The sequence below is a fragment of the Roseovarius sp. YIN77 genome (assembly GCF_057219155.1).
The window spans coordinates 487655-512570 of record NZ_JBXVVI010000001.1 but is presented as its reverse complement, the minus strand read 5'-3'; the positions used below and the strand labels follow the sequence as shown (position 1 = coordinate 512570).

Below are 24916 nucleotides of genomic sequence, written 5' to 3'. Positions count from 1 at the left end.
ACCCATGCTTTCTGTGACAAATCGGGATCAATCACCGAGAATTCGGCCGATCATCTCTGCAGTATTGCGGCTGAGGTTCTCTGTTCCGGCGATGCGTTCCAATTGTATGCGGATCAAATCCTGGCGGTCAGCATCATAGCGACGCCAGGTTTCAAAGGCAGTGGACATTCTGGCGGTGGTTTGTGGGTTGTGCGGATCAAGCCGGATCAACCAATCGGCCACCAGATCATAAGCGCTACCATCAGAGGAATGAAAGCCCGCAGGGTTCATGGCCAGCGCCCCAATCACGGCGCGGAAGCGGTTGGGGTTTTTCCAGTTGAAATCCCGATCACCGGTCAGGTTTTTGGTGATTGTGGCTGCTTTGTCCGGGGCGGCGTGGGCGATTTGCAGGGCAAACCATTTGTCCATGACCAGACGATCCTGTGACCATTGAGTTCGGAATGCGGCCAGTTCATGCGCTCCCCGTTCCACAGATAACAGGCATCCCAGGGCGCCCAGTTGCTGTGTCATGTTATCCGCGTCAGCAAATTGTTGCGCCGCTTGTGTACCCCCGTCCAGACGCGACAGAAGACCGAGTGCTGTTGCTTGCAGTGCGCGCATTCCTGCGGCCTTGGCATCCGGGCTAAACGAGCCTGAAACATGCATTCCCGCATAAAGGCGTGGCAAGGTGTCTTGCAGATGCTGCGCCAGCGCCTGTTTCAGGGTCTGGTGAGCATGATATATCCGCGTTGGGTCGGGCGTGATTCCGGCATCAAACAAGGTTTGCGCAATGTCATCCTGACCGGGCAGCGCCAAGGCCAATGCGCGGTAGGCAGGATCGAGACTATCATCGCGTGCAATCGTCGCAAAACCATCCAAAAGACTTGTATCCGGGGTGGCATCCTGAGTGACCATGCGCACCAGAACGTCCTTGGCCAAGGCTCGTCCGGCCTCCCACCGATTGAACGAGTCTGTGTCGTGGGTCATCAGAAAGGCGCGCTCGGTGTTGCTGATCTCTCTGTTCAGGATCACCGGCGCGGAAAAACCGCGAAGAATAGAGGGGATGGGTTTTGTGCCGAGACCGGCAAATTCGAAACTTTGCTCTGCTTTCGTCATTTCTAAAAGTGTGGTGGGCTGAACTTCGTCGCCATTGTCGGATAACAGGCCGATGTTGATCGGAATTACAAATGGCTGTTTGTTTTCCTGACCCGGTGTTGCGGGCGTGTTTTGCTTGAAATGTAGCGTGTATGTTCCGTTGTCGAAGGTGTCACTTACGTTCAAATGCGGGGTTCCGGCCTGAGAATACCAGCGCTTGAACTGCGTCAGATTTCGGCCGGTGACGTCCTCGAACACTTTTAACCAGTCCTCGATCGTGGCGGCGTCGCCATCATGGCGGGTGAAGTACAGGTTGAGCGCCTTGTAGTAGGCTTCGTCACCGACCAGCGTTTTCAGCATACCGATCAGTTCAGCGCCTTTTTCATAGACGGTGGCGGTGTAGAAATTGTTGATCTCAACAAAACTTTCGGGGCGGACGGGATGGGCCAGCGGGCCGTTATCTTCGCGGAACTGGCGGCCACGAAGCGTGACAACGTCATTGATCCGTTTAACCGCGTGGCTGCGCATATCGCCGGTAAATTGCTGGTCGCGGAAAACCGTCAGCCCCTCTTTCAGACACAGTTGGAACCAATCGCGGCAGGTGATGCGGTTGCCTGTCCAGTTGTGGAAATATTCGTGGGCGATGATCGCCTCTATTCGTTCGAAATTAATGTCAGTCGATGTTTCGGGGGAGGCCAAAACGGCAGAGGAATTGAAGATGTTCAACCCCTTGTTTTCCATCGCCCCCATGTTGAAATCATCGACGGCCACGATGTTGAAAATATCCAGATCGTATTCGCGGCCATAAACATCTTCGTCCCATGTCATGGATTTTTTCAGTGCCTCCATCCCGAAGGCACATTTGTTTTCGTCCCCCGGGCGGACCCAGATATTCAGCTCGACCTTGCGGCCGGATTTTGTGGTGAATGTATCCGGGTGGTTGATCAGTTTGCCCGCGACAAGGGCGAATAGATAGGCCGGTTTGGGCCAGGGATCGTGCCACTCTGCCCAATCATCGCCTTTGCCGGTGGGATTGCCGTTGGACAGCATTACCGGTTCTGACCCTTCGATTCTGACGGTGAATGGCGCCATGACATCCGGTCGATCCGGGTAATATGTGATTTTGCGGAAGCCTTCAGCCTCGCATTGGGTGCAGTACATGCCACCGGACATGTAGAGTCCGTCCAGCGACGTGTTAGTTGAGGGATTGATTTCAACCTCTGCCTCCCAGACAAAGGGTTGATTCGGAACGTTGCAGTTGAGCCCGCCCGGAATAAATTCTGGCTGAACAGGAGCACCATCGATCGCGGCAGAGATCAGCGTCAAAGAGTCGCCATGCAAAAAGAAATCTGTGCTCTGTGCCTTTGGATTGGGGGTGAAACGGATACGAGAGAGAACACGCGTGCGTTCTGGATCAAGGTGAAAAGTCAGGTGAACGTCGTCAATCAGCCAGTTGGGAACGGTATAATCTTTTAAAAAAACTTCCAGAGCAGGCATCTTGTCCCTCGTATCAATTTGATGGTTTGCATGTGTAACCCGCGTACAGGCGGCGACAAGTGTGTATTGTAGATTTCACGCATTCTTCAGCTTTTGTGCTGATAACAGGTCGCAAAGTGATCGAATCAATCGTAAATGGCATTTTTACCCAAAGATCGTTAGATTAGGGTGGTGGAAAGCGCGCGAAAGGGCAGGGGTATGAATATCCAATCGCCGAAACAAACAGACGACCTGAGCCGGGAAGAGGCTGAGAAGGCTCTGCGTCTGCTGCAGTCCTGGGCCAAAAAGGCCAGTGCGACAGAAGTGGCAGAGTTGCATCCAGCGGTTTCACGTTTGTTGCCGGGTCAAGAAGTGTCGAACTATCCCGCATTGGCGCGTGCCTATCCCGAAGAGTTCAGCGTCGATGAAAAGTATCGCGCAACTTTGCCCGATCTGCAGAATGGACCGGAAAGCCTGATCAAAGGGGCCAAGCGGCGCATTCAGCATGTGGGGATATCCAATTTTCGTCTGCCGATCCGGTATCACCGTCGTGATGGATCGGATATTTCGCTGGAAACATCTGTCACCGGAACCGTCAGTCTGGAGGCAGAGAAGAAGGGCATCAACATGTCGCGCATTATGCGCACGTTTTACACCCATGCCGACAAGACGTTCAGTATTGATGTGATTCAGGCGGCTTTGAATGACTACATGGCGGATCTGGAAAGTTTTGATGCCCGGATCATGATGCGGTTTTCCTTCCCCAAACGGGTGGCGTCTTTGCGGTCTAATCTGATCGGATATCAGTATTATGACATCGCGCTGGAACTGGTTGAAACGCGGGGTGTTGCCCGGCACATCATGCATCTGGACTATGTCTATTCTTCGACCTGCCCATGTTCGCTGGAACTGTCTGAACATGCGCGTCAGTTCCGGGGGCAATTGGCAACGCCGCATTCGCAGCGCTCTGTCGCACGCATTTCAGTCGAGCTGTTGCCGGATATGCCGTGCTTGTGGTTCGAGGATCTGATCGATTATTGCCGCAGGGCCGTACCAACAGAGACGCAGGTGATGGTGAAACGTGAGGATGAACAGGCCTTTGCAGAGCTGAATGCCGCCAATCCGATCTTTGTCGAGGATGCGGCACGTCTGTTTTCCGAACAATTACAAAACGATCCGCGGATCGGAGATTTTAGAATTGTGGCCAGCCACCAGGAAAGTCTGCACAGCCATGACGCGGTTAGCATCCTGACCGAGGGCGATACATTTTGTTCGCAATCCATTGACCCGCAGCTGTTTTCGACCCTGATACACGCGCGCTGAATCACTCTGTAACCTCGTGATCCAAGCTTGACTTCACGTCTCTCTGTGGCCAACCCTGCCGCCATGTTGGATTTACGCCCAATCGGATATGTTATCGGTTTGCTGGTCGCGACTTTGGGCGCGACCATGCTGGTGCCGATGGGCGTTGATTTTACCCGCGCCAACGGGAATGCAGATGTTTTTTTCGAAGCGGCGCTGATCTCTGTCTTGACTGGAGGATTGGTGGCGTTGGCCTGCGCCAATGGGGTCAAACAAGGGCTGACGATCGAGCAGACCTTTATCATGACCACGGCGGTTTGGGTTGTCCTGCCGGTTTTTGGTGCCCTGCCGTTTTATCTGGGAGAGCCGCAAGCCAGTTGGACTGACGCTTATTTCGAGGCAATGTCGGGCCTGACCACCACCGGATCAACCGTCTTTACCGGGCTGGATGATATGCCGTGGGGTGTATTGTTGTGGCGCAGTATGCTGCAATGGTTCGGGGGTATCGGCATCATTGTTGTCGCTATGGTTTTCCTGCCCGAACTTCGCGTGGGCGGGATGCAAATCTTTAAATCCGAATCCTTTGATACAATGGGGAAAATCCTGCCTCGGGCGGCGCAAATCGCCTCTAGAATTTCTGGGGTCTATGTCGCGCTGACCATCGTTTGTTTTCTGAGTTACCGGGCTGTGGGGATGGATGTTTTTGATGCCATAAACCATTCCATGACCACGTTGGCGACGGGGGGTTTTTCTACTCATGATGCCTCTTTCGGGGCGTACCCGGGTGGGGTCGAATATGTGGCCGTGATCTTTATGATCCTCGCCGCGTTGCCGTTCGTGCGGTATGTGCAGATCATTTCAGGCGAAATGTTTCCCTTTTTTCGCGACAGTCAGACTCGCACTCTAATGATGGTTGTTGCATTGCTGGCTGTGGTGATGACCACGTTCCGGGTGATATTAAATGGCAGCGATACAGAGCCTGCCTTTCGCCAGGCGCTGTTCAATCTGACCTCGATCCTGACAGGGACTGGATATGCGAGTGCTGATTATCAGCTTTGGGGTGGGTTTGCCGTTGTGGTGTTTTTCTTTGTCGGCCTGATCGGCGGCTGCGCGGGGTCAACATCCTGTTCGATCAAGATCTTTCGCTATCAGATATTTTTATCTGCGCTGAAATCGCAGATCCACAGCATCTTTTCCCCGCGCGGAATATTCTCGCCCAAATATGAAGGGCGACCAATTGATCATGATGTCCTAAGCTCGGTCATCTCTTTTTTCATGTTTTTTGTCATCACGTTGGGCATTGTTGCGGTGCTGCTGAGCCTGACGGGGCTGGATTTCATCACCTCGGTTTCCGGCGCGGCGACTGCGCTTGCAAATGTCGGGCCCGGATTGGGTGAGGAGATCGGCCCGGCGGGTAACTTTGCCGATCTTAACCTGGCCGCGAAATGGATTTTGACAACGGCGATGTTGGTCGGCCGTTTGGAAATCATCACCGTATATGTCTTGCTGACAAGAGCATTCTGGCAGCGCTAGAGGTTATTCCCAGCAGCTGACCAATACCGTCATGTCATTGGCGTGCGACATCAGCTCAGCAGCAGATACAGGGGTGCTGGCGATGGTGTCAGGCCCTGGCAGCAACCCCTCTGCCAGCAAGGCCGAACGCACGGCATCGGAACGGGCAGCAAGCGCAACACCTGAGGGCAGTTGCACACTGTTGTTGGCAGCAGGCACCAGAACGCCGATCACCTGACCATCGATGGTCATCACCGGGCCACCCAAATCACCCGGTTGGGTGTTCATGGCCAGACGTTGCCAGTGTTCTTCCCCGCCTAGGCCCCGGATGTCGGCGAGTTGGCCAAAGGAAACCGAGGGTGCCCCCAAAATACCGCCATAGGGAAAACCCGCTGCCGCAATCGCGGCGTTCAGGCGTGTGACACCATCCACGAGAGTGGCAACGCGGGCCGGGGCCAATTGCTCTTGCGGGCGCAGCACAGCAATGCCGAGGGTTTCATCGATATGGGCCGGATCGGCAGGTGTTTCGCCATCAACTGCGATTAGGCCACATTTGTCCACGGCGTCGGCTGAAGTCAGGATCAAGCCTGTCGAAGAGATGAAAAATCCGCTGCGGGTGCGAAGGGGTTTGCGCAATTCCAGACCGGCCAGTAGGTCGATACGTTGTTCCGATCCGTCGGGACCCAGGGTTTCATCGAGTGCATAATCGCCAAAGGGGGCGAGGCTGGCGCTCATTGTTTGGACGAGACGATCCATGCGTTGTTCGTCCCCGGCAGGCCAGATCAGGGTAAAGCCCTTGATCAGGCCATTTTCAAGCCTTGCATCTGTGTGGCTGTGAATTCGGTTGTTCTGCCCGGTCAGGATGAAACTGTCGCGGCGAAGCCGTCGTGGCCCTTCGCGCGGTACAATTTCAAGGGTTTGCATGACATCGTAAAGGCTTTTTAAGCTGCCCCGATCCCCAGGTTGTGAGATCAGCAAAACCCGTGCGCCGTCATTTGTGGTGCTGTCATAGTGAACAAACGGCGGCTCATACCGTGTGAATTCCACCAAAGCGGTTGGAATGGTCAGTTCCAATCCGGCCTCTTCGCTACGGATGGTTTGCAGCTTCAACCCCTCAAATATAGCATTGTAGTCTGCGATCAATCGGGCGCGCTGCAGGGTGGTCAAAACACCGGTTGGGTCAAAACCATTCGCCCACTGGTACGCCTCCATCGAGGCACGGGTCCCACGACCAAAGGCGCCATCAATGGCGGAGTCGTAATATCCCGCCCATTTCAACGCCGTTTGCAGAAGCTTGCGTTCCTCTGCGCTCAGCAATGCCTCGCTTGCTCGGGCGTCGCCAACCGTTTCGTCGGTTGCATCGGGCTGGAAACTTGTGTCGGCGGTGGGTTCGGGTTCAATCACTGGGGTCTGGTTGAGTTCCGTTTGGGTGATCGGTGTCTCAATTCCAGTCGGCCAGAACTGGGCGCGATAATCAGACCCATCAGCGACGAAACTGTCATTGGGGATCAGGCGGCGTTGGCGCAATCCGGCCAGCACTTGTTCTGCCTCAAACTCTGAATAGGGTCCCAATGTGATCGCGTACCAACCGGTGTTGAGTGCGAATCCATTCACATCCTCAAGCACGCGCGCAAATTCCTGAGCGTTTGTTTCCGCCTGATCCAAGGTTGGTCGTGCCTGAATCTGAACCCAACTGTCCTGCGCGGCAGCGGTCTGAGTGAATAGGATAGAGAGCGTACAGGCGATAATCGTAAATAGTCTGTTCATTGACCCAATAACTTTGTTTCCAGTGCGATTCCGAAGGCAAGGTTAACAGAGGCACCGGGATTTGCATCCGAATAGTGTGTGAGTACCGATTGAACTTCTTGTTGTCGTTGCCTATTGAGAACACGAATTTCGAGGGGCCAACATGTCGGGCGAAACAAACAAACCACGCAGCTTTCAGGAAATCATCCTCAGGCTTCAGGCTTATTGGGCGTCCAAGGGATGCGCGATCATGCAGCCTTATGACATGGAAGTGGGGGCAGGGACATTCCATCCGGCCACAACGTTGCGATCTTTGGGCTCCAATCATTGGGCTGCGGCCTATGTGCAACCCTCTCGCCGACCCACGGACGGGCGTTATGGTGAAAACCCGAACCGGCTGCAGCATTATTATCAGTATCAGGTGCTGATCAAACCCAGCCCGCCGGATTTGCAGGATCTGTATCTGGGATCGCTGCGCGCCATCGGGATCGACATGGCCATGCATGATATCCGTTTTGTCGAGGATGACTGGGAAAGCCCGACACTGGGAGCCTGGGGTTTGGGCTGGGAGGTCTGGTGCGATGGGATGGAAGTCAGCCAGTTCACCTATTTCCAGCAGGTCGGTGGGCATGATTGCAAGCCGGTATCTGGGGAATTGACTTATGGACTGGAACGTTTGGCCATGTATGTGCTGGGCGTCGATCACGTGATGGATATGCCGTTCAACGACCCGGATGCGCCGATTGCCCTGTCCTACGGTGATGTATTTCGCCAGACAGAGGAAGAGTATTCACGCTTCAACTTTGACACGGCGAACACAGAAGTTCTGTTGCGCCATTTCGAAGAGGCAGAGGCGGAATGTGAGGCCATACTGGCACAAGAACATGACGATCCCAAAACTGGTAAACGCATTGTCATGGCACATCCGGCCTATGATCAGTGCATCAAGGCCAGCCATCTGTTCAATCTGTTGGATGCGCGCGGAGTGATTTCTGTGACGGAACGGCAGGCCTATATCGGTCGGGTGCGGGCGCTGGCCAAAAAATGCGCTGATGCCTTTGTCATGACAGAGGCCGGGGGATACGCCGCGTGATTGGAAAGCTGATGGCCGGTTTCATTGTCTTGAGCGCGCTGCTTGCAGGCGGTGGATTGTATTATACGCAGGTCTATGGGTTTTATTCGGAAGTGCCGGTCGAGGGCAGCACTGTCGAGTTGACCGGCTATGTCACGAATGCGGCAGAGCCGATCCTGATCGATGGGTATCAGGGGATTGATTCTGATAGCTCGCCACTGCGCTATCGCGCGTGTTTCACCACGCCGCACAGTCAGGCGATGCTAACGGAAACCTACCTGTCTTATGAGGATGCTGTGCCCCTGACTGCGCCGAATTGGTTTAACTGCTTTGATGCGGCAGAGATTGGGCTGGCATTGGAAGAGGGCCGGGCGCTGGCCTTTCTAGGGCAGGCTAATATTGCCTACGGATTTGACCGTGTGGTTGCCGTTATGGATGACGGGCGCGGTTATGTCTGGCATCAGATTAATCATTGCGGCGAGGAGGTTTTCGATGGAAAACCCGCGCCAGAGGGTTGTCCGCCCGCACCGGAAAGAAACTGACCATGCCTGATCTTCTGATTGAACTGTTCTCCGAAGAAATTCCCGCCCGAATGCAGGGCAAGGCTGCTGATGATCTGAAGCGTTTAGTGACGAATAGCTTGGTCGAGGCTGGTCTGACTTATGCCAGCGCTGGTGCGTTTTCGACCCCGCGGCGGCTGACGCTGTCGGTTGAGGGGTTGTTGGCACAAAGTCCCACTGTGCGAGAGGAGCGTAAAGGCCCCCGTGTGGATGCGCCGGAAAAGGCGATCGAAGGGTTCTTGCGCGGCGCTGGCCTGACCCGTGATCAGCTGGAAGAACGGGATGAAAAGAAGGGCCGCGTGTTTTTCGCGGTGATCGAAAAGCCGGGTCGTCCGGCAGCCGATATCGTGGCAGAGGTGCTGGAAGCCACCATTCGCAATTTCCCCTGGGCGAAATCCATGCGTTGGGGGGCTGGTTCCTTGCGTTGGGTGCGGCCGCTGCATTCGATCATTTGCCTGTTGTCGGATGAGGGTGGTGCAGAGGTTGTGCCGCTGGATATCGACGGGATCACGTCGGGCAACACCACCCACGGCCACCGATTCATGGGGCAGGGGATTACGGTTTCTGGTTTTGATAACTATGCCGCGCAGTTGAAGGCCGGCAAAGTTATCCTGAACCCAGAGGAACGCCGCGATCATATTTGGCATGACGCGACCAACATGGCCTTTGCCCAAGGGCTTGAAGTGGTCGAGGATCGCGGATTGCTGGCAGAGGTCGCTGGTCTGGTCGAATGGCCTGTCGTGCTGATGGGGGAGATTGGTGCAGACTTTCTGGACCTGCCGCCAGAGGTTTTGCAGACCTCGATGAAAGAACATCAAAAGTTCTTCTCTGTCAAAAACCCGAAAACCGGGCGGATTGAGAAATTCATTACCGTGGCCAATGTGGAAACCGCAGATAACGGCGCGACCATTCTGGCGGGGAACCAAAAGGTGCTGGCGGCCCGATTGGCGGATGCCAAGTTTTTCTGGGAAAATGATCTGCGCGTGGCGCGGGATGCAAAGATGGAACCGTGGCTGGAGAGCCTGTCCAACGTCACCTTCCACAACAAGCTTGGCTCGCAGAAGGAACGCATCGACCGCATCGCCGCACTGGCGCGTGAAATCGCGCCGGTGGTTGGGGCGGATGCGGATTTGGCGGAGCTGGCCGCGCGGGTGGCCAAGGCCGATCTGTCATCAGAAATGGTGTTCGAATTCCCCGAGCTTCAAGGCCTGATGGGCCGGTATTATGCCGAGGCCGCCGGATTCGCCTCCGAAGTCGCCGTCGCCTGTCAGGACCATTATTCGCCGCTGGGGCCATCGGATGATGTGCCGAAGGCGCCGGTTTCCGTGGCCGTGGCGCTGGCCGATAAGCTGGACACGCTGACCGGGTTCTGGGCGATTGACGAAAAACCCACAGGGTCCAAAGACCCGTTTGCCCTGCGCCGTGCGGCACTGGGGGTTATTCGGTTGGTGTTGGGGAATGGGTTGCGGGTTTGTATCTCCGAAGTAACTAACACTTCATTTGATGGCGTTATCCACTCAATTTGTCGTGCGCTCGCTGTATTCTTCAAAGATGTCATTCCGATCGAAGACGGTTCCTACAATCAATTCCATCTGGCTGGAATGCTTGATGAAAGAGATGATCGTTTGCTAGTCGAAGAGCTTTACACTGAATTCAAAAAACGCGATGAGCCGGAGGGTCATCATGAGGGTAGTTGGGTTGGCCGTGACGAAGCAAATCTCAAAAAATTACCTAACTCGAATGAGCTATTTGGAGACCTCCTCTCCTTCTTCCACGACCGCCTCAAGGTTCACCTGCGCGATGAAGGCATCCGCCATGATGTTATTGATGCTTGCCTTGCCATGCCGGGCAATGATGATCTGACGCTTCTGGTCAAGCGCGCAGGTGCGCTGTCTGACTTCCTGAAAACAGATGACGGGGAAAACCTGCTCCAAGGCTTCAAACGCGCCAACAACATCCTGACCCAGGCCGAAGAAAAGGATGGGGTGGAATATTCTTACGGGGCTGATGTGAAATTTGCCGAAAGCGAAGAAGAAAAGGCGTTGTTTGCGGCGTTGGATCAGGGGGAAAGCGCGATCCAACCAGCCATCGAGGCCGAGGATTTCGCGGCATCCATGCGGGGCATGGCCGCGCTGCGCGCCCCAATTGATGCGTTTTTTGAGGCGGTTCAGATCAACACCGACAATGAGGTGGTGCGCCGCAATCGTCTGAATTTGCTTAGCCGTATTCGCACGGTTTGTTTGTCTGTGGCGGATCTGAACAGGATCGAGGGCTAACGTCCTTGAATTGCCAAACATACGCCCGTCAGAGGTAAATTTGCCCTTGGCGGAGCGGCTGTGTGGACCTGTTGGGTAAACATTCCACTCTCGCGCCCTTGTCAGACCATAATCCTACGCTATGCTGCGCTGAGGCATGAGGATTTGCTGCAGTGCAGAAGAAAACGACCATATCGCCCTATCTGGAGATCACGCCAACGGCAGAGATTGCGGTTGAGCGTCATGGCGGTCGGGCAAAGTGTTTGCAACGACTGATCAGGTTGGATTTGCCTGTTCCGCGCACTGTGGCCCTGTCCTTTGATGCCGTACATCATTTGGCGCAGGGGCATCTGCTGAACACGCAGGATATGCTGGTCGGATTTGGCGATGCGCCGCTGGTATCGGTCAGGCCAAGCTCTGAAGATCCTGATTGGGGCGGACCAGGGGCCATCCTGAATATCGGCATGAATGATGCCCAACACGCTGAATTGTCAGAGACGATCGGGTCAGAGGCGGCAAGTGCGCTTTATGTTCGATTTATACAGGCCTATGCCATCCATGTGGCGCGCCTGGATTCCGATGAGTTCGAAATCGGCGATACGCCCCCGGCAGAGGCTTTGGCTGATTTGCTGGAAACCTATGAATTTGAAACCGAAGAGCCGTTTCCACAGGATCCGGCGCGGCAGTTGTCGGATGTTTTGCAATCCATGGCACGCGCCTGGGAGGGAACCAGCGCGCGGTTGCTGCGCATGGCAAAAGGCGCACCTGCGGATGCTGGCCTCGGCCTTGTTGTGCAGCAGATGGCGTTGGGGCTGGGCAATGGTGAAAGCGGATCGGGCGTTATCCAGTTTATCGATGAAACTACGGGCGAGCCCCTGATCAAAGGGCGTTATCTGAGCCAAAGCCAGGGCCGCGACGCGCTGATCAAAGCGTCTGAGGCGCTTTATCTGACCAAAGACCCCCGTGGGCCATCGATGGAAGAGCGCAGCCCGCAGTGTTTCAACGATCTGGTCGCGCATGGCAAAACCTGCCGGGTGAAACTGCGCGAAGCGATGCAGATCGAGTTTACCATCGAAAATGATGGTTTGCATATTCTGGATGCGGTTCGCGTGCAACGTAATGCTCGTGCCGCGGTTCGCGTGGCAGTGGCCTTGGCCGAAGACAAGATCATTACCAAAGAAGAGGCGTTGATGCGGGTTGAGCCGCGCGCTTTGGCTGAACTGTTGCACAAGCAATTGGACCCAAAGGCGGCTCGTGATCCGATATTGCGCGGTTTGGCGGCCAGCCCGGGTGCGGCGCAGGGCAGAATTGTTTTTTCTGCCACGGCTGCGCTGGCCAGTGACGCCCGGGGTGAGCCATGCGTATTGGTGCGCCGCGAAACGGCACCCGAAGATATCAGAGGCATGCACGCAGCCAGCGCCGTTTTGACCGAGCGCGGCGGAATGTCGAGCCACGCGGCGGTGATCGCGCGTGGGCTTGGATTGCCATGTATCGTTGGTGTGTCTGATATGGAGCTCGACAACCGGGAGAAAACACTGAAATCCCCCGATGGCCGGGTCTTTACCGAAGGCGACATCATCACCATTGACGGATCTTTGGGGGAGGTTCTGGCTGGAGAGGTGAGTTTGCTGGAGCCTGCGCTGGACGGCTGGTTCAAAAAGCTTCTTAGCTGGGCCGATGCAACGCGGGATATCGGTGTGCGGGCCAATGCTGACACGCCTGCAGACGCCAAGATTGCGCGGATGTTCAGATGCGACGGCATCGGGCTGTGTCGAACAGAGCATATGTTTTTCGAAGATGATCGACTGACGGTGATGCGCGAAATGATTTTCGCCGACACCGCCGCTGATCGTGCTGCCGCGTTGGAACGGCTTTTGCCGATGCAACGGGCCGATTTTATCGAGCTGTTTGACATTATGCAGGGGAAACCCGTGTGCATTCGCTTGTTTGACCCGCCGCTGCATGAATTCCTTCCTCATTCCCGTGAAGGAATGTTGGAGATTGCGGCTGCCCTGGATATTCCGATGTCAGATGTCATTCGCAGGACTGAAGCCCTGACAGAGTTCAACCCCATGTTGGGCCTACGGGGCGTGCGGTTGGGCATCACGGTGCCCGAAATCTATGATATGCAGGCCCGTGCGATTTTTGAGGCATCGGTTGCCTCTCTTCGCAAGGGCGCACCGATCGTTCCTGAAATCATGATCCCGCTGGTTTCTGCCAAGCGCGAAGTTGAACTGGTGCGCGCGCGCATCGACGCAGTGGCTGCAACGGTTCAGGCGGTTGAGGGTGTTGAGTTTGACTACAAGCTTGGCGTCATGGTGGAAACCCCTCGGGCGGCGCTGCGGGCAGGCGACATATCTGTCAATTGTGCGTTTCTAAGTTTCGGGACAAACGACCTGACGCAGATGACTTATGGTTTGTCCCGCGATGATGCCGGGCGGTTCATGAATGATTACGTGAATAAGGGCGTATACCCTGAAGATCCGTTTCACACATTGGATGTGGAGGGCGTGGGTGAGTTACTAAAAATCGGGGCAGAACGTGGTCGAAAAATGAATGACGACTTGATTTTGTCGATCTGTGGCGAACATGGGGGTACACCCGAATCAATTCGCTTCTGTCGACAGGTCGGTTTTGACTATGTTTCGTGTTCTCCGTTCCGGGTTCCGATTGCGAGACTGGCCGCGGCGCAGTTGGTTGTCTCTGATCAAGTCTCTGAATATTAAAGATTAAATATCAGTTTGGGCTTTGTTTAGTTATCTGCGACATTTAGTTTCGCACTTAAAGCGTTGCATTTTGGCAACAAAGGGTAGACAGATGCCCCTTTTTCTCCTATCTCGCCCTCAATCGTGGCCAGTGGGGGCACGGTTGTAAGCTGCCCGATTGAAGGTACACTGAAATGCGTTTGAGATTTGCGTTGTCCCTGTTTTTGACAGGGCTCGTGGCGGTTGCCACGGGCGTGAAGGCTGAAGACGTTACTGTTGCGTCTTCTAACCCGCCGGCCGAAGAGCTGCTGACTGTACGTCTGGCGTCGATTTTTGAGCCGGAAAATCAGCTGTTGGGTGCGGACCAATCCAATCGGCTTTCGCAACTGACACAACCCGCCCGCAAAGCGGAGCCGGAGGCTGGAGTTGCGGCATCGGTTGTCTATACGCGTGAATATCTCGACAGTTTGCCAAAGGCCCGTGGTGGCGATGCGCTGAGTTGCTTGGCTGAGGCTTTGTATTTTGAGGCTCGCGGAGAACGCATCCGCGGCCAATTTGCAGTGGCCGAAGTGATCCTGAACCGCGTTGACAGCCCGCGCTATCCGAACAGTGTTTGCGGTGTGGTCAATCAGGGCACTGGCGAACTGAACCGGTGTCAGTTTTCCTATACTTGTGACGGACGTGACGAAGTGATCCACGAACGCGCAGCGTATGAGCGCCTTGCAAAAATTGCCAAGCTGATGATGGACGGTGGCGATCGTGTGCTGACAGCTGGGGCAACCCACTATCACACCAATGCTGTTGATCCGCGTTGGGCGCGTGTTTTTCCGCGTACGGCAACCATCGGGACCCATCACTTTTATCGTCAGCCCGGAAACCGGACTTAAGTCTGATATTTTGTTGCGATTTGAGCCACCGACGTTATGACGGTGCTGCACGGGTGCGCCTGTGCAGCGTTAGTCCAGGATTTGCAGCGAAGTGAACGTTTTCGATGAGTAAAGATATCCATCTGGCATTTGCCCACCCGTCAGAACGTGCCGCTGCTACAGCGCCGGCCAGCCCACGCGACCGGATTTCGTTGCGCGATCATATTGTCGAAGTGGACATAGGTGCGTTTCAGTCTGAACGCGGCGCAATGCAACGGGTGCAGTTCAACGTGGTGGTGGAGATTCAACCACATGTCGGGCCATTGGACGATGATGTGGACCGGATCCTGTCGTATGATGCGATTACCGAAGCGATTGCGACGGAGCTGGCGGCGGAACGGTTGAACCTGCTGGAAACATTGGCAGAACGTGTCGCTGATCGCATCCTTCTGGAGCCTTTGGCCACACGGGTTTTCGTGCGGGTTGAAAAGTTGGATCGCGGCCCCGGGGCTCTTGGTGTGGAAATTGTTCGCTCGCGCACGCAGGTCCCGTTGAGGGCTGCTGCAGCAGAAGATAATACCGTCGTGCCGCATCCTTTGGTGGTCTATTTGTCGAATGACGCCATTGCCTCTGACCATCTGAATGACTGGCTTGACGCGCTTCAGGCCTCTGGCCGCCCGGTGGTTCTGTGCGTGGGGGCCTCTGATCAGCAGTCGCCGCAATCTGACATCCCGGCCGTTCAGCGACGGATCGATTTGCTGGCCATCGAACAAAACGCCTGGATTTTGGCCGGACAGGACAAGCGATGTGTTGTTGTCGGTACCCGGACGGAGCTGGATTGGGGCATGAAAAACGGACAGATCAGCGTTTGGGCGCCGTCCAAAATCGTGCTGGACGCAGTTGACGGCACCAGCGCGAGCGCGCGCGAACCTAAGGCGCTGGTTGCCTGGTTTGCCAGCCAGGTGAGCGCAGAAGAGATGATCTCTCTGGACACCGAGGATGCCGTTCAGGCCGCTGTCCCTGTGCGTCAGATTGATCCGGCCAGCGCGAAAATATTCTGAGCCTTGCAAATCGCGCGGCGATCTTTCAAACCAGAGATATGAAAACTTATTACAACCCAATTGTGGAATGGGGCGGGGACCGACCGACCCATGCTCTCGACGTGGCAGGTGGCCCCGGATGGTGTGTCGCAGCCGAAAAAATATCCCGTGATGGCAGGCGCGCGCGGATCGATGTCGCAGACTTGCCCGATGGCGCGCAGGAACTGATCAGCTGTGTGCGGCCTGCGATTGCCGGTCTGGATTTTTCGCGCCCCTGTTTGATGGGTATTTTGAACGTGACGCCGGACAGCTTTTCAGATGGCGGGAAGTTTAATGCGCCAGAGGCAGCGCTGGCACGGGCGTTGGAGTTGGTAGAGAAGGGCGCAGATATTGTTGATATCGGGGGCGAATCCACCCGCCCCGGTGCCGATTTCGTTCCGGTAAACGAGGAATGCGCCCGAACGGTTCCGGTGATAGAGGCAATCCGGCAAGGAAGCGACGTGCCGATCTCCATCGATACCCGCAAGGCGGCGGTCGGTCGGGCGGCGTTGGCGGCTGGGGCCAATCTGGTCAATGATGTCGCGGCCTTTACCTTTGAGCCGGAGTTGGCGCAGGTCACGGCAGAGGCGGGGGCGCCGGTTTGCCTGATGCATGCGCAGGGTGATCCGACGACAATGCAGGACAATCCAACTTATGATAACGTCTTGATGGATGTGTTTGATTTCCTTGAAGAAAGAATTTCAACGGCAGAGGCAGCGGGCATACCACGACGCCAAATCATCGTGGATCCTGGGATCGGGTTCGGCAAAACACTGCGACACAATTTGGAACTGATGCGGGGCTTGAGCCTGTTTCACGGGCTGGGCTGTCCGATCCTGCTGGGGGCATCGCGTAAGCGGTTTATTGGCAGTATCGCGTCGGTACCATTGGCGGAGGACCGCGCGCCGGGTTCCGTCGCGGCGGCTTTGTTTGCCTTACAACAAGGTGTACAGATAGTTCGAGCACATGACATGGATGCAACGCGCCAAGCGATGCAGATATGGCAAGCGATGCAAGTTGGGTATGAGGAGTAGGGCATGAGCCGCAAACTGTTTGGCACAGACGGGGTGCGCGGGCGCGCCAATTCTTATCCCATGACTGCCGAAATGGCCCTGAAACTGGGGGCTGCCGCAGGCCGCTATTTTCGCCGGGATGGTTTGAACCGGCACCGGGTGGTCATCGGCAAGGATACACGCCTGTCGGGCTATATGCTGGAAAACGCGCTAACGGCGGGCCTGACGTCCACAGGTATGAACGTGCTGCTATTTGGTCCTGTGCCAACGCCTGCAGTTGGCTTTCTGACCCGTTCCATGCGTGCCGATCTGGGCATCATGATCTCTGCGAGTCACAATCCACATCACGACAACGGAATCAAGTTTTTCGGGCCGGATGGTTTCAAGCTATCGGATGCAGCCGAAGCCGAAATTGAGGCGATGCTGGAGGGGGAGATCATCCCCGCCCAACCACAAAATATCGGTCGGGCAAAGCGGATCGACGATGGTCGGGGCCGTTATGTGGAATTTGTCAAAACGACGTTTCCCGGCAAACGCAAGCTGAATGGATTGAAGGTCGTGGTCGATTGCGCCAATGGCGCAGGCTACCGCGCGGCGCCCGATGCCTTGTGGGAGTTGGGGGCAGAGGTGATCCCCGTTGGGGTGGCACCCAATGGGTACAATATCAACGAAGGTTGCGGATCGACGAACACAACGGCGGCGGTAGAAACCATCATCGCCCATGGGGCCGATGTTGGCATTTGTTTGGATGGTGATGCAGATCGGGTCATTGTTCTGGATGAGAAGGGGCAAGAGGCAGACGGCGATCAGATCATGGGGCTTTTGGCCTCTCGCTGGGCGGCGGAGGATCGATTGTCTGGCAAAACGCTCGTCGCGACGGTGATGTCCAATCTGGGGCTGGAACGCTTTTTGGGCGAACAGGGAATAGCCCTGCATCGCACCGGAGTAGGGGACCGTTATGTTGTCGAAGCGATGCGCGAAGGTGGGTTCAATCTGGGTGGTGAACAATCCGGCCATATCGTGATGACCGACTATGCAACGACCGGTGACGGACTGGTGGCGGGTCTGCAATTTCTGTCGGAAATGGTTTCGACCGACAAACCCGCCAGTGCGCTGACTCGCAGCTTTGAAACCGTGCCTCAGCTGTTGAAAAATGTGCGCTTTGACGCGGCGACCACGCCACTGGAGGCTGCAAGCGTTAAGGATACGATTGCTGCGGCTGAAAGCGATCTGAATGGCAAAGGGCGGCTGTTGATCCGAAAATCAGGAACAGAACCTTTGATCCGCGTGATGGGGGAGGCCGAAGATCCCGACCTCTTAACGCGTTCTGTCGACATGATTGTCGAGGCGATCGAGGCCGTGGACCCGGAATAACCCGCCGTTTTATATCCCAGTCAAGCAGCGCGGATGTCGGCGGTGCGGGCGTGCCCTTCCATCCCTTCCAGACGTGAAATACGGGCCGTGGCCTGTGCCACCGGGCGGGCTGCGTCGGATGTGGCACGTTGCCAAGTCACTGTTTTCAGGAACTTGTGCACGGATAGGCCACCGGTATAGCGGGCCGCGCCTGATGTTGGCAGAACATGGTTGGGGCCTGCACATTTGTCGCCAAAGGCCACAGTTGTTTCAGCGCCAAGGAACAGCGAACCGTAACAGGTCAACCGATCCAGCCACCAATCCAGATCAGAGGCTTGAACATGCAGATGTTCGGGGGCGTATTGATCAGCGACCTGGGCCATTTCTTCTACCGTGTCGCACAGGATCACCTCGCCATGGTCTCGCCAGGCGGCAGTGGCGTTTTGCGCGTTAACGGCGGGGAGTTCGTTAATCAAACCTGGAATATGGGCCTGAACCGCATCTGCCAGCGCCTTGTCATTGGTGACCAGCCAAACCGGGGAATTGTAGCCATGTTCGGCTTGACCGACCAAGTCCCAAGCCACAGTGCGGGCATCGGCGGTTTCGTCAGCTATGATCAGTGAATCGGTGGGCCCTGCAAACATATCAATGCCAACGGGGCCAAAGAGTTGCCGTTTGGCCTCTGCCACAAACTGATTGCCAGGACCGACTAGGATATCAGCCGCGGGCTGTTCGAACATCCCGTGCGCCATCGCGGCAATCCCTTGGACGCCGCCCAGGTTCAGGATCGTATCCGCCCCGGCCAGATCCATTGTGTAAACAATGGCAGGTGGGATGCCGACGCCAGGTTTGGGCGGGGATACGGTAGTGATGTGTCCGACCCCGGCAACTTTGGCCGTCGTGATGGTCATGAGGGCAGAGGCCACATGCGCATAGCGCCCGCCCGGCACATAGCACCCGGCAGAACTTACCGGGATCAGTTTTTGACCAGCGATCAGGCCGGGGGCCAGTTCGATCTGGCAATCGCTAACAGAGGCCAACTGAGCCTCTGCAAAACGTCTGATATTGTCGTAGGCGTATTGAATGTCGGATTTGACGTCGTCAGGAACAGATGCGATGGCCCGGGCGCGTTCCTCGTCTGACAGAACGATATCGCCGTCCCATTGATCGAATTGCTGTGACATTCGCTGTATCGCTGCTTCGCCCTCGGTTTCAATTTCGCGCAGCATTCCGGCAACCTGCGCTGACAGTTCGCTGTTGTCTTGCTGATCAGGTGCAGGTGCTTGTTTCAGGTAGGTGATTGCCATTTGATGTTTCCTTGATCAGGCGCGGGCGCGTGACAATTCAGGGTCATAGGGAGATGGGGGAATGACCGTTGCCGGGGTCATATCACCCAGAATATCGATGGAAAGTGCGGTGCCTTCGACCGCCAGGTGGGGAGCGACAAATGCATAGGCGAGGTTCAATCCTGTTCGGTAACCCCAATCGCCTGAAGTGACCGTCCCCACGACTTTGCCATCCAGCATCACTGACGCCCCGCCATGGGCCGCTGCATCGGCGCGATCCACCTGCAGGGTGACGAGTTTGCGAACGGGCCCTGCTGCCTTGCGTTGCAACAAGGCGTCTTTGCCGATGAAGTCTTTTTCTAGCTTCACAAAACGATCGAGACCGGTTTCGAAAGGATCATATTCGGTGATCAGATCCGCCTTCCAATGCAGGAAGCCCTTTTCCAACCGCATGGATTCGACTGCGCGGGCGCCGAAGAGTTTCAACCCATGCTTATCGCCAGCGGTGCGTAGCGCCTTGTAGGCCGCGTAAATGGATGCGTTTGGAACATGGATTTCATAGGCCAGTTCGCCAGAGAAGCTGACCGCCATGACGGTCGCTGGGGCGTAGCCGATGAAACATTCGCGCACTGATAGCCATGGGAAGGCAGATTTGGACCAATCGGAACGGGAAACCTCGGCCATCACGTCGCGGGATTTCGGGCCGGCCAAGACCAATATGGTTTGGTCGTTGGTCAAAGATTTGATCTGCACGTCCTCGTCAACGCGTAAATGCTTGGTCAGCCAGTCCATGTCGTGGAACTCTGACGCGGCGGCGGAACCATACCAGATGCGGGCGGGACCGCGATCAGAGGCGGGAATGTTGGCGACTGTCGCTTCACCCTTGATCATGCCGTGGTGGTTCAACAGATAGCCCAACCCAGCCCGGCCATCGCGTTTGGTCACCGCACCGCAGAACATGCGATCGAGGAAGCTGTGGCGATCCCGGCCGGTGATTTCAAACCTGTTGAAGCCGTTAACCTCTGCCAGACCAACTGTAGTTTGGACGGCTTTGACCTCTTCTCCGACGATATCGTGGGCCTCATCAAACTTGAATGACGGTGTTGTATGAAAGTCCAACGATGGTTTGAAATATTCTGCGCGTTCCCAACCGTTTACGACAGTAAATTCAGCGCCTTCAGCTTCCAAAACGGGGGTCAGGGGCGTGGTTTTGGCGTAACGGCCTGCGGGGCGATGTTCATTGGGGAAGTGAAAGCGAAATTCGTTTTGGTAGTCCTGAATGGCGTATTTTGCGCAAAGTTCCACATTGGTGTGACCGGTAAACCGACGCGGGTCCAACACCCAAGTGTCATAGCAGGCTTCGCCATGCACGATCTGTTGGGCCAAGAGCCACCCATGACCGCCGCCTTCACCAAGCCCAGCTCGTAGGCCGATGATACAGAAGGCGTTGCGTTTGCCTGGGATTGGGCCAACCAGAGGCGCGCCATCGATGGTATAGGTGATCGGGCCATTGACGACAGTGTGAATGCCGACCTCCATTAGCGCGGGCATCCGGGCAAAGGCGCCCTCCAGCACATCTGTAATGCGGTCCAGATCGTCGGGGCAGAGAGCGTTGACAAAATTCGGGTCGATCCCGTCCATGCCCCAGGTTTTGCAATCCTGCTCATAGAAGCCGACCAGAAGGCCGTTTTTTTCCTGACGGCAATAGTAATCTGAAATTGGGCAGCGGATCAGGGGCATGCGATGATCAGCATCACGGATCGCGGGGATTTCTTCGGTCAGGAAATATTGGTGTTCCATCGACATGACCGGATGGTGGACACCCATCATCGCGCCGACCTCATTCACCCGGTATCCGCAGGCATTGACGACGATTTCGCAATCGATGTCGCCATGTTCAGTATGCACGGTCCAACTGTCATCCTTGTGTTGGGTCAAACCGGTGACTGGTGTGTTGCGGTAAACCTCTGCCCCGGCCTTGCGGGCGCGGCGTGCAAGTGCCTGACACAGTTGTGCCGGGTCGATATCGCCATCAAGGGGGTCCCATAGTCCGCCGATCAGATTGTCAGTGGAAATCAACGGGTGGCGTCGGGCGCATTCATCTGCATCGATGACCTCGAAATGTACATCCATACCCCGCACCATAGAGGCAAAGTGGCGGTAACCTTCCATATGCTCTGGGGTGTTGGCCATGCGGATGCCGCCATCGCCGTGATGATAGTTGATTGGGTATTCAGGATCGTCAGCCAGTTCTTTGTAAAGTTTGATCGAATGGGTTTTCAGGCCGACCATGGTCTGGTTCATGCCGAAATTGGTCACTTGCGCCGCAGAATGCCATGTAGTGCCAGATGTCAGTTCGTTGCGTTCGACCAGAACGACGTCAGACCACCCTTCTAGCGTCAAGTGATACAGCGTCGAACATCCGGCGATGCCGCCACCTATGACAACAACGCGTGCGGTACTTTTCATATTCGCAATCCTAGGCAAAAAGAGTTCGTCACAGGAATTGTCGGATGTCGCGCGCCAGTCAATTGCGAACCTTTAGTTTTACAAAATGTAAAAATATTTTTACATTTAACGCGGAGCTTTGAAAACACTTGCTTTATAGCTCATCCCGGATTTGTCTCTTCGAGAATGTCCGGGGATGAGGCGGTTGATGATAAAACGTAGCAGACGTAGCGGCGGACGGCAGGACAGATTGGCAGCCCGCGCTGCCAAGCCTGCGGTTGATCCATGTCCACCGGGCCAGATTGGCGGGCAATACAAGCCACTGTCCAACACCGATCTGCAGCAGATTTACGATACTGCACTGCGTTTATTGTCAGAGTTGGGGATGGGGGAGGTTCCAGACAGGTTGGCCCGTGATCTGATCGGGGCAGGGGCTATGGAAATACCCAATGGTCGCGTCAGTTTTCCTGGGTCATTGGTGGAACGCTGCATCGATTTGGCGACCAAGGAGTTCGTATTCCACGGCCGTGATCCCGAGCGATCCATTCATGTCGGCGGAGATCGCGTTCATTTTGGTACCGGAGGTGCGGCTGTTCAGACGCTGGATAGCGAGACCCGGATTTATCGTCCGTCGACCTTGGAGGATTTGCACGCGTTTACGCGGTTGCAGGATACGCTCGCGAATGTCAGTTGGTTCACGCGCTGCTGTATTGCAACAGATGTGCCCGATCCGTTCGATCTGGATGTCAACACGGCCTATGCATTGATGAAAAACACGACCAAGCCGGTCGCTACGGCCTTTACTCTGGCCGAACACGTCGCGCCGATTGTAAAGATGTTCGATATCGCGGCAGGTGGACCGGGCAAGTTTGCGGAACGACCATTTGTGAAGGCGCATATCTCACCGGTCATTTCCCCGATGCGATACGGCGAAGATGCGGTTGATGTGGTTTATGAATGCATTCAGCACAACATTCCGATGTCCTGCATCACCGCTGCGCAATCCGGGGCGACGGCACCGGCCACTTTGGCGGGGTTTCTGGCGCAGTCCTTGGCGGAAACGCTGGCCAGCCTTGTGATGGTGAACGTCCTGAAGCCCGGCCACCCGATGGTTTTTTCCAACTGGCCGCTGGTGATTGACCTGCGCACCGGCGCCTTCGCAGGGGGCGGGGGCGAGATTGCAGTGATGAACGCGGCCTCTGCCCAATTGTCCAATTGGCTGGGCCTGCCATCCGGGGTCGCGTCATCAATGACTGATGCCAAGGCGATTGACGCGCAATACGGGGCGGAAAAGGGGATGACGGCGTTGGCCGCGGGGTTGGCCGGGGGCAACCTGATCTATGAAAGTTCTGGCATGACCGCGTCATTGTTGGGTGCCAGTTTGGAGGCGTTTGTTCTGGATGATGAAATGCATTCTGCCATCTATCGGTCCTTGCGCGGGATTGAGGTATCAGAGGCAAATTTGGGGTTTGATGCGATCTGCGAGGCGGTTTTAGGGGACGGGCATTTTCTGGGCGGCCAACACACTTTTGCTGCCATGGAGCGGGACTATTTCTATCCGTCGCTTGCAGATCGTGATGAACCAAGAACCTGGCAGGAACAAGGTGGGTTGGATGCATGGGATCGTGCACGGGCAAAGGTGAGTGAGATATTGGACACACACCGCCCGGATTATCTGACCCCTGAGCAAGATCGGGAAATTCGCGCAGGTTTCAAGAATGTCATCTAAACGTCAGATGTTGCACTGTTAATCCAATCCGCACCTGTTGGGCGCATCTGATCGGCAAGCCATGGAAAACGTTCTGTGAGTTGCGGCATGGCTTGCGCGGCAAAAAGCCGTTTTGAAATGTTGGAAATTGCCTGGATCATCTCAACAGGCTGATCTTGGCGCGCAAAGAGCGAAACATAGCGGGCAAAAGCCGGGCCCGGCAATTGGTGCAGGCGTATCGAAGGATGGAAACGACGCGCCCGGAGGTAACCGAGCGCGGTTGTAATCGTCCAACCATGACCGCCGGCCACGAGCGCCAAAGAGGATTGAATACTGTCGATCTCGAACCGATTTTCCAATGAAATCCGATTACGTTTCAGGTGCGCTTCGATCTGATGTCCGATAATGTGTTGGGGATTGTATCGCAAAAACGGCAGGTTAGACTTGCCTAAAAACAAATCTTCGGCCGATGCTGCGCAGTCAACCGCTGTGGCCAAGACGAACGGGTCCCGTGTTAGCGGGTACTCGCGCAGGTCAGGATGCGACTGTTCCGGGCGCATGGCGAAGGCGACATCCAACTGCAAAGCCTGCAGTTTTTTCAGCGCTTCATGGCTGGGATGCGATGTCATCACCAAACGCAACCCTGGCGTCCCCGTTGCCAAGGCCACGGCAAGCTCTGGGGCCAAGTCACTTTCGACATCATCAATGATGCCCAGTTTCAGGCTGCGCGCGTGGATCTTGTCGGCCAAAAGCGTTTCGTTTTCTGCAAGGCGCAATTCCCGCAACGCGACCGAAGTTCTGTTTAAAAACAACAGCCCTGTTGGGGTGAGGGACAGCGGGCGCGTGGTGTGGTCCAACAAATCCACGCCCAACTGGTTTTCCAGTCGTCGTAGATGCTGAGAGATCGTGGAGATCGAACAGCCAAGCTCTCTCGCTGCTTGGGTCACCGACAATGATCGCGCGACGGTTTCGAATATTTCCAAAGATTTCAGGGAGAACCCTGTGCGCATGTTTTCACCCGAGCTGACTGTTTATCGTCATTTCAGACATTTACGGCCTGCGCAATCAATATCGATGCCATATATGACCCGGGCCAGGTAAATCTATATTTTCTTGTCAGTCACTTAGGGCGTTGCGACTGTAAAAAGGATGCAATTCGATAATTTGCCAAGTGTCGCGTATTGCCCCATATATGTCGTTTTTTGATGGAGGTAACAGGCCAATTTTTATCACGATTGGTGCAACTCACAATCAATTTACGAGAATCCCACGAATATGCACTCTTCCACCAATAAAACACTGGATGGAAAAGCGACAACGTGTTTTGATTGTGAGGGGGTTAATCAACGAATGTTGAATTTGTTTGCCAAATTCACAAATCGCGCATGCTGGACTTCGCCAGTGACGCGTCAAGAGAGCGAAAAAATTCGCCAAAACTTCAGCAAATGCTGAAAACCTTCA

At 55.5% G+C, this 24916-nt stretch carries 16 protein-coding genes; 11 read left to right on the top strand and 5 right to left on the bottom strand.

Annotated elements, in window-relative coordinates; translation table 11 throughout:
- Positions 1 to 27 precede the first annotated feature (27 nt).
- Positions 28 to 2571: an aminopeptidase N gene (pepN, locus tag AC2D8P_RS02465; RefSeq protein WP_484700131.1), complete on the bottom strand. Its 2544-nt coding sequence runs from the start codon at positions 2569 to 2571 to the stop codon at positions 28 to 30.
- 198 nt (positions 2572 to 2769) lie between these two features.
- Between pepN and folE2 the strand changes: the two genes are divergently transcribed.
- Together folE2 and AC2D8P_RS02455 are read left to right on the top strand one after the other, a co-directional pair.
- The gene (gene folE2 / locus AC2D8P_RS02460) at positions 2770 to 3873 is read left to right on the top strand and encodes a GTP cyclohydrolase FolE2 (protein ID WP_484700128.1); all 1104 of its coding nucleotides are present in this window, start codon (positions 2770 to 2772) and stop codon (positions 3871 to 3873) included.
- A gap of 63 nt (positions 3874 to 3936) precedes the next feature.
- Positions 3937 to 5385, top strand: a complete 1449-nt coding sequence (locus tag AC2D8P_RS02455; protein ID WP_484700586.1) for a TrkH family potassium uptake protein — start codon at positions 3937 to 3939, stop codon at positions 5383 to 5385.
- A 3-nt stretch (positions 5386 to 5388) separates the two neighbouring features.
- Here the strand turns inward: AC2D8P_RS02455 and AC2D8P_RS02450 are convergent, their stop codons facing one another.
- A complete protein-coding gene (locus AC2D8P_RS02450) occupies positions 5389 to 7131 on the bottom strand; it encodes a serine protease (protein ID WP_484700125.1) in 1743 nt (580 codons plus the stop codon).
- A 142-nt stretch (positions 7132 to 7273) separates the two neighbouring features.
- Between AC2D8P_RS02450 and AC2D8P_RS02445 the strand changes: the two genes are divergently transcribed.
- From AC2D8P_RS02445 to glmM, 8 genes are all read left to right on the top strand, one after another.
- Positions 7274 to 8203: a glycine--tRNA ligase subunit alpha gene (locus AC2D8P_RS02445; protein ID WP_484700122.1), complete on the top strand. Its 930-nt coding sequence runs from the start codon at positions 7274 to 7276 to the stop codon at positions 8201 to 8203.
- Positions 8204 to 8214: 11 nt separating this feature from the next.
- Positions 8215 to 8724: a DUF6446 family protein gene (locus AC2D8P_RS02440; RefSeq protein WP_484700120.1), complete on the top strand. Its 510-nt coding sequence runs from the start codon at positions 8215 to 8217 to the stop codon at positions 8722 to 8724.
- A 2-nt stretch (positions 8725 to 8726) separates the two neighbouring features.
- Positions 8727 to 11018, top strand: coding sequence for a glycine--tRNA ligase subunit beta (gene glyS, locus AC2D8P_RS02435; protein WP_484700118.1), 2292 nt, complete (start codon positions 8727 to 8729; stop codon positions 11016 to 11018).
- Positions 11019 to 11170: 152 nt separating this feature from the next.
- Positions 11171 to 13723 (top strand): putative PEP-binding protein, encoded by a 2553-nt coding sequence (locus AC2D8P_RS02430; protein WP_484700116.1) that lies wholly within the window; start codon positions 11171 to 11173, stop codon positions 13721 to 13723.
- 173 nt (positions 13724 to 13896) lie between these two features.
- A complete protein-coding gene (locus tag AC2D8P_RS02425) occupies positions 13897 to 14589 on the top strand; it encodes a cell wall hydrolase (RefSeq protein WP_484700114.1) in 693 nt (230 codons plus the stop codon).
- Positions 14590 to 14693: 104 nt separating this feature from the next.
- Positions 14694 to 15629, top strand: a complete 936-nt coding sequence (locus AC2D8P_RS02420) for a dihydroneopterin aldolase (protein ID WP_484700112.1) — start codon at positions 14694 to 14696, stop codon at positions 15627 to 15629.
- A gap of 38 nt (positions 15630 to 15667) precedes the next feature.
- Positions 15668 to 16681 carry a dihydropteroate synthase gene (gene folP / locus AC2D8P_RS02415; protein ID WP_484700110.1) on the top strand — a complete coding sequence of 338 codons (1014 nt, stop codon included), beginning with the start codon at positions 15668 to 15670 and terminating at the stop codon, positions 16679 to 16681.
- 3 nt (positions 16682 to 16684) lie between these two features.
- Positions 16685 to 18034 (top strand): phosphoglucosamine mutase, encoded by a 1350-nt coding sequence (gene glmM, locus AC2D8P_RS02410; protein WP_484700108.1) that lies wholly within the window; start codon positions 16685 to 16687, stop codon positions 18032 to 18034.
- Positions 18035 to 18054: 20 nt separating this feature from the next.
- On the opposite strand, the gene hisD is transcribed toward glmM, so the two are convergent.
- Both hisD and AC2D8P_RS02400 read right to left on the bottom strand, forming a co-directional pair.
- Entirely contained in the window at positions 18055 to 19320 is a 1266-nt protein-coding gene (hisD, locus tag AC2D8P_RS02405) for a histidinol dehydrogenase (protein ID WP_484700106.1), read from the bottom strand.
- Between the two features lie 15 nt (positions 19321 to 19335).
- Entirely contained in the window at positions 19336 to 21768 is a 2433-nt protein-coding gene (locus tag AC2D8P_RS02400; RefSeq protein WP_484700104.1) for an FAD-dependent oxidoreductase, read from the bottom strand.
- A 187-nt stretch (positions 21769 to 21955) separates the two neighbouring features.
- Between AC2D8P_RS02400 and AC2D8P_RS02395 the strand changes: the two genes are divergently transcribed.
- The gene (locus AC2D8P_RS02395) at positions 21956 to 23476 is read left to right on the top strand and encodes a trimethylamine methyltransferase family protein (RefSeq protein ID WP_484700103.1); all 1521 of its coding nucleotides are present in this window, start codon (positions 21956 to 21958) and stop codon (positions 23474 to 23476) included.
- On the opposite strand, the gene AC2D8P_RS02390 is transcribed toward AC2D8P_RS02395, so the two are convergent.
- Positions 23473 to 24465 carry a LysR family transcriptional regulator gene (locus AC2D8P_RS02390; protein ID WP_484700101.1) on the bottom strand — a complete coding sequence of 331 codons (993 nt, stop codon included), beginning with the start codon at positions 24463 to 24465 and terminating at the stop codon, positions 23473 to 23475. The genes AC2D8P_RS02395 and AC2D8P_RS02390 overlap by 4 nt on opposite strands.
- Positions 24466 to 24916: the final 451 nt, after the last annotated feature.

What these genes read in the sequence shown, in the direction of transcription:
- pepN (WP_484700131.1), bottom strand. Translation starts at nt 2,571, where the DNA reads ATGCCTGCTCTGGAAGTTTTTTTAAAAGATTATACCGTTCCCAACTGG.
- hisD (WP_484700106.1), bottom strand. Translation starts at nt 19,320, where the DNA reads ATGGCAATCACCTACCTGAAACAAGCACCTGCACCTGATCAGCAAGAC.
- AC2D8P_RS02400 (WP_484700104.1), bottom strand. Translation starts at nt 21,768, where the DNA reads ATGAAAAGTACCGCACGCGTTGTTGTCATAGGTGGCGGCATCGCCGGA.
- AC2D8P_RS02420 (WP_484700112.1), top strand. Translation starts at nt 14,694, where the DNA reads ATGAGTAAAGATATCCATCTGGCATTTGCCCACCCGTCAGAACGTGCC.
- AC2D8P_RS02395 (WP_484700103.1), top strand. Translation starts at nt 21,956, where the DNA reads ATGATAAAACGTAGCAGACGTAGCGGCGGACGGCAGGACAGATTGGCA.
- glyS (WP_484700118.1), top strand. Translation starts at nt 8,727, where the DNA reads ATGCCTGATCTTCTGATTGAACTGTTCTCCGAAGAAATTCCCGCCCGA.
- folE2 (WP_484700128.1), top strand. Translation starts at nt 2,770, where the DNA reads ATGAATATCCAATCGCCGAAACAAACAGACGACCTGAGCCGGGAAGAG.
- AC2D8P_RS02390 (WP_484700101.1), bottom strand. Translation starts at nt 24,465, where the DNA reads ATGCGCACAGGGTTCTCCCTGAAATCTTTGGAAATATTCGAAACCGTC.
- AC2D8P_RS02445 (WP_484700122.1), top strand. Translation starts at nt 7,274, where the DNA reads ATGTCGGGCGAAACAAACAAACCACGCAGCTTTCAGGAAATCATCCTC.
- AC2D8P_RS02440 (WP_484700120.1), top strand. Translation starts at nt 8,215, where the DNA reads ATGGCCGGTTTCATTGTCTTGAGCGCGCTGCTTGCAGGCGGTGGATTG.
- folP (WP_484700110.1), top strand. Translation starts at nt 15,668, where the DNA reads ATGAAAACTTATTACAACCCAATTGTGGAATGGGGCGGGGACCGACCG.
- AC2D8P_RS02425 (WP_484700114.1), top strand. Translation starts at nt 13,897, where the DNA reads ATGCGTTTGAGATTTGCGTTGTCCCTGTTTTTGACAGGGCTCGTGGCG.
- glmM (WP_484700108.1), top strand. Translation starts at nt 16,685, where the DNA reads ATGAGCCGCAAACTGTTTGGCACAGACGGGGTGCGCGGGCGCGCCAAT.
- AC2D8P_RS02455 (WP_484700586.1), top strand. Translation starts at nt 3,937, where the DNA reads ATGTTGGATTTACGCCCAATCGGATATGTTATCGGTTTGCTGGTCGCG.
- AC2D8P_RS02450 (WP_484700125.1), bottom strand. Translation starts at nt 7,131, where the DNA reads ATGAACAGACTATTTACGATTATCGCCTGTACGCTCTCTATCCTATTC.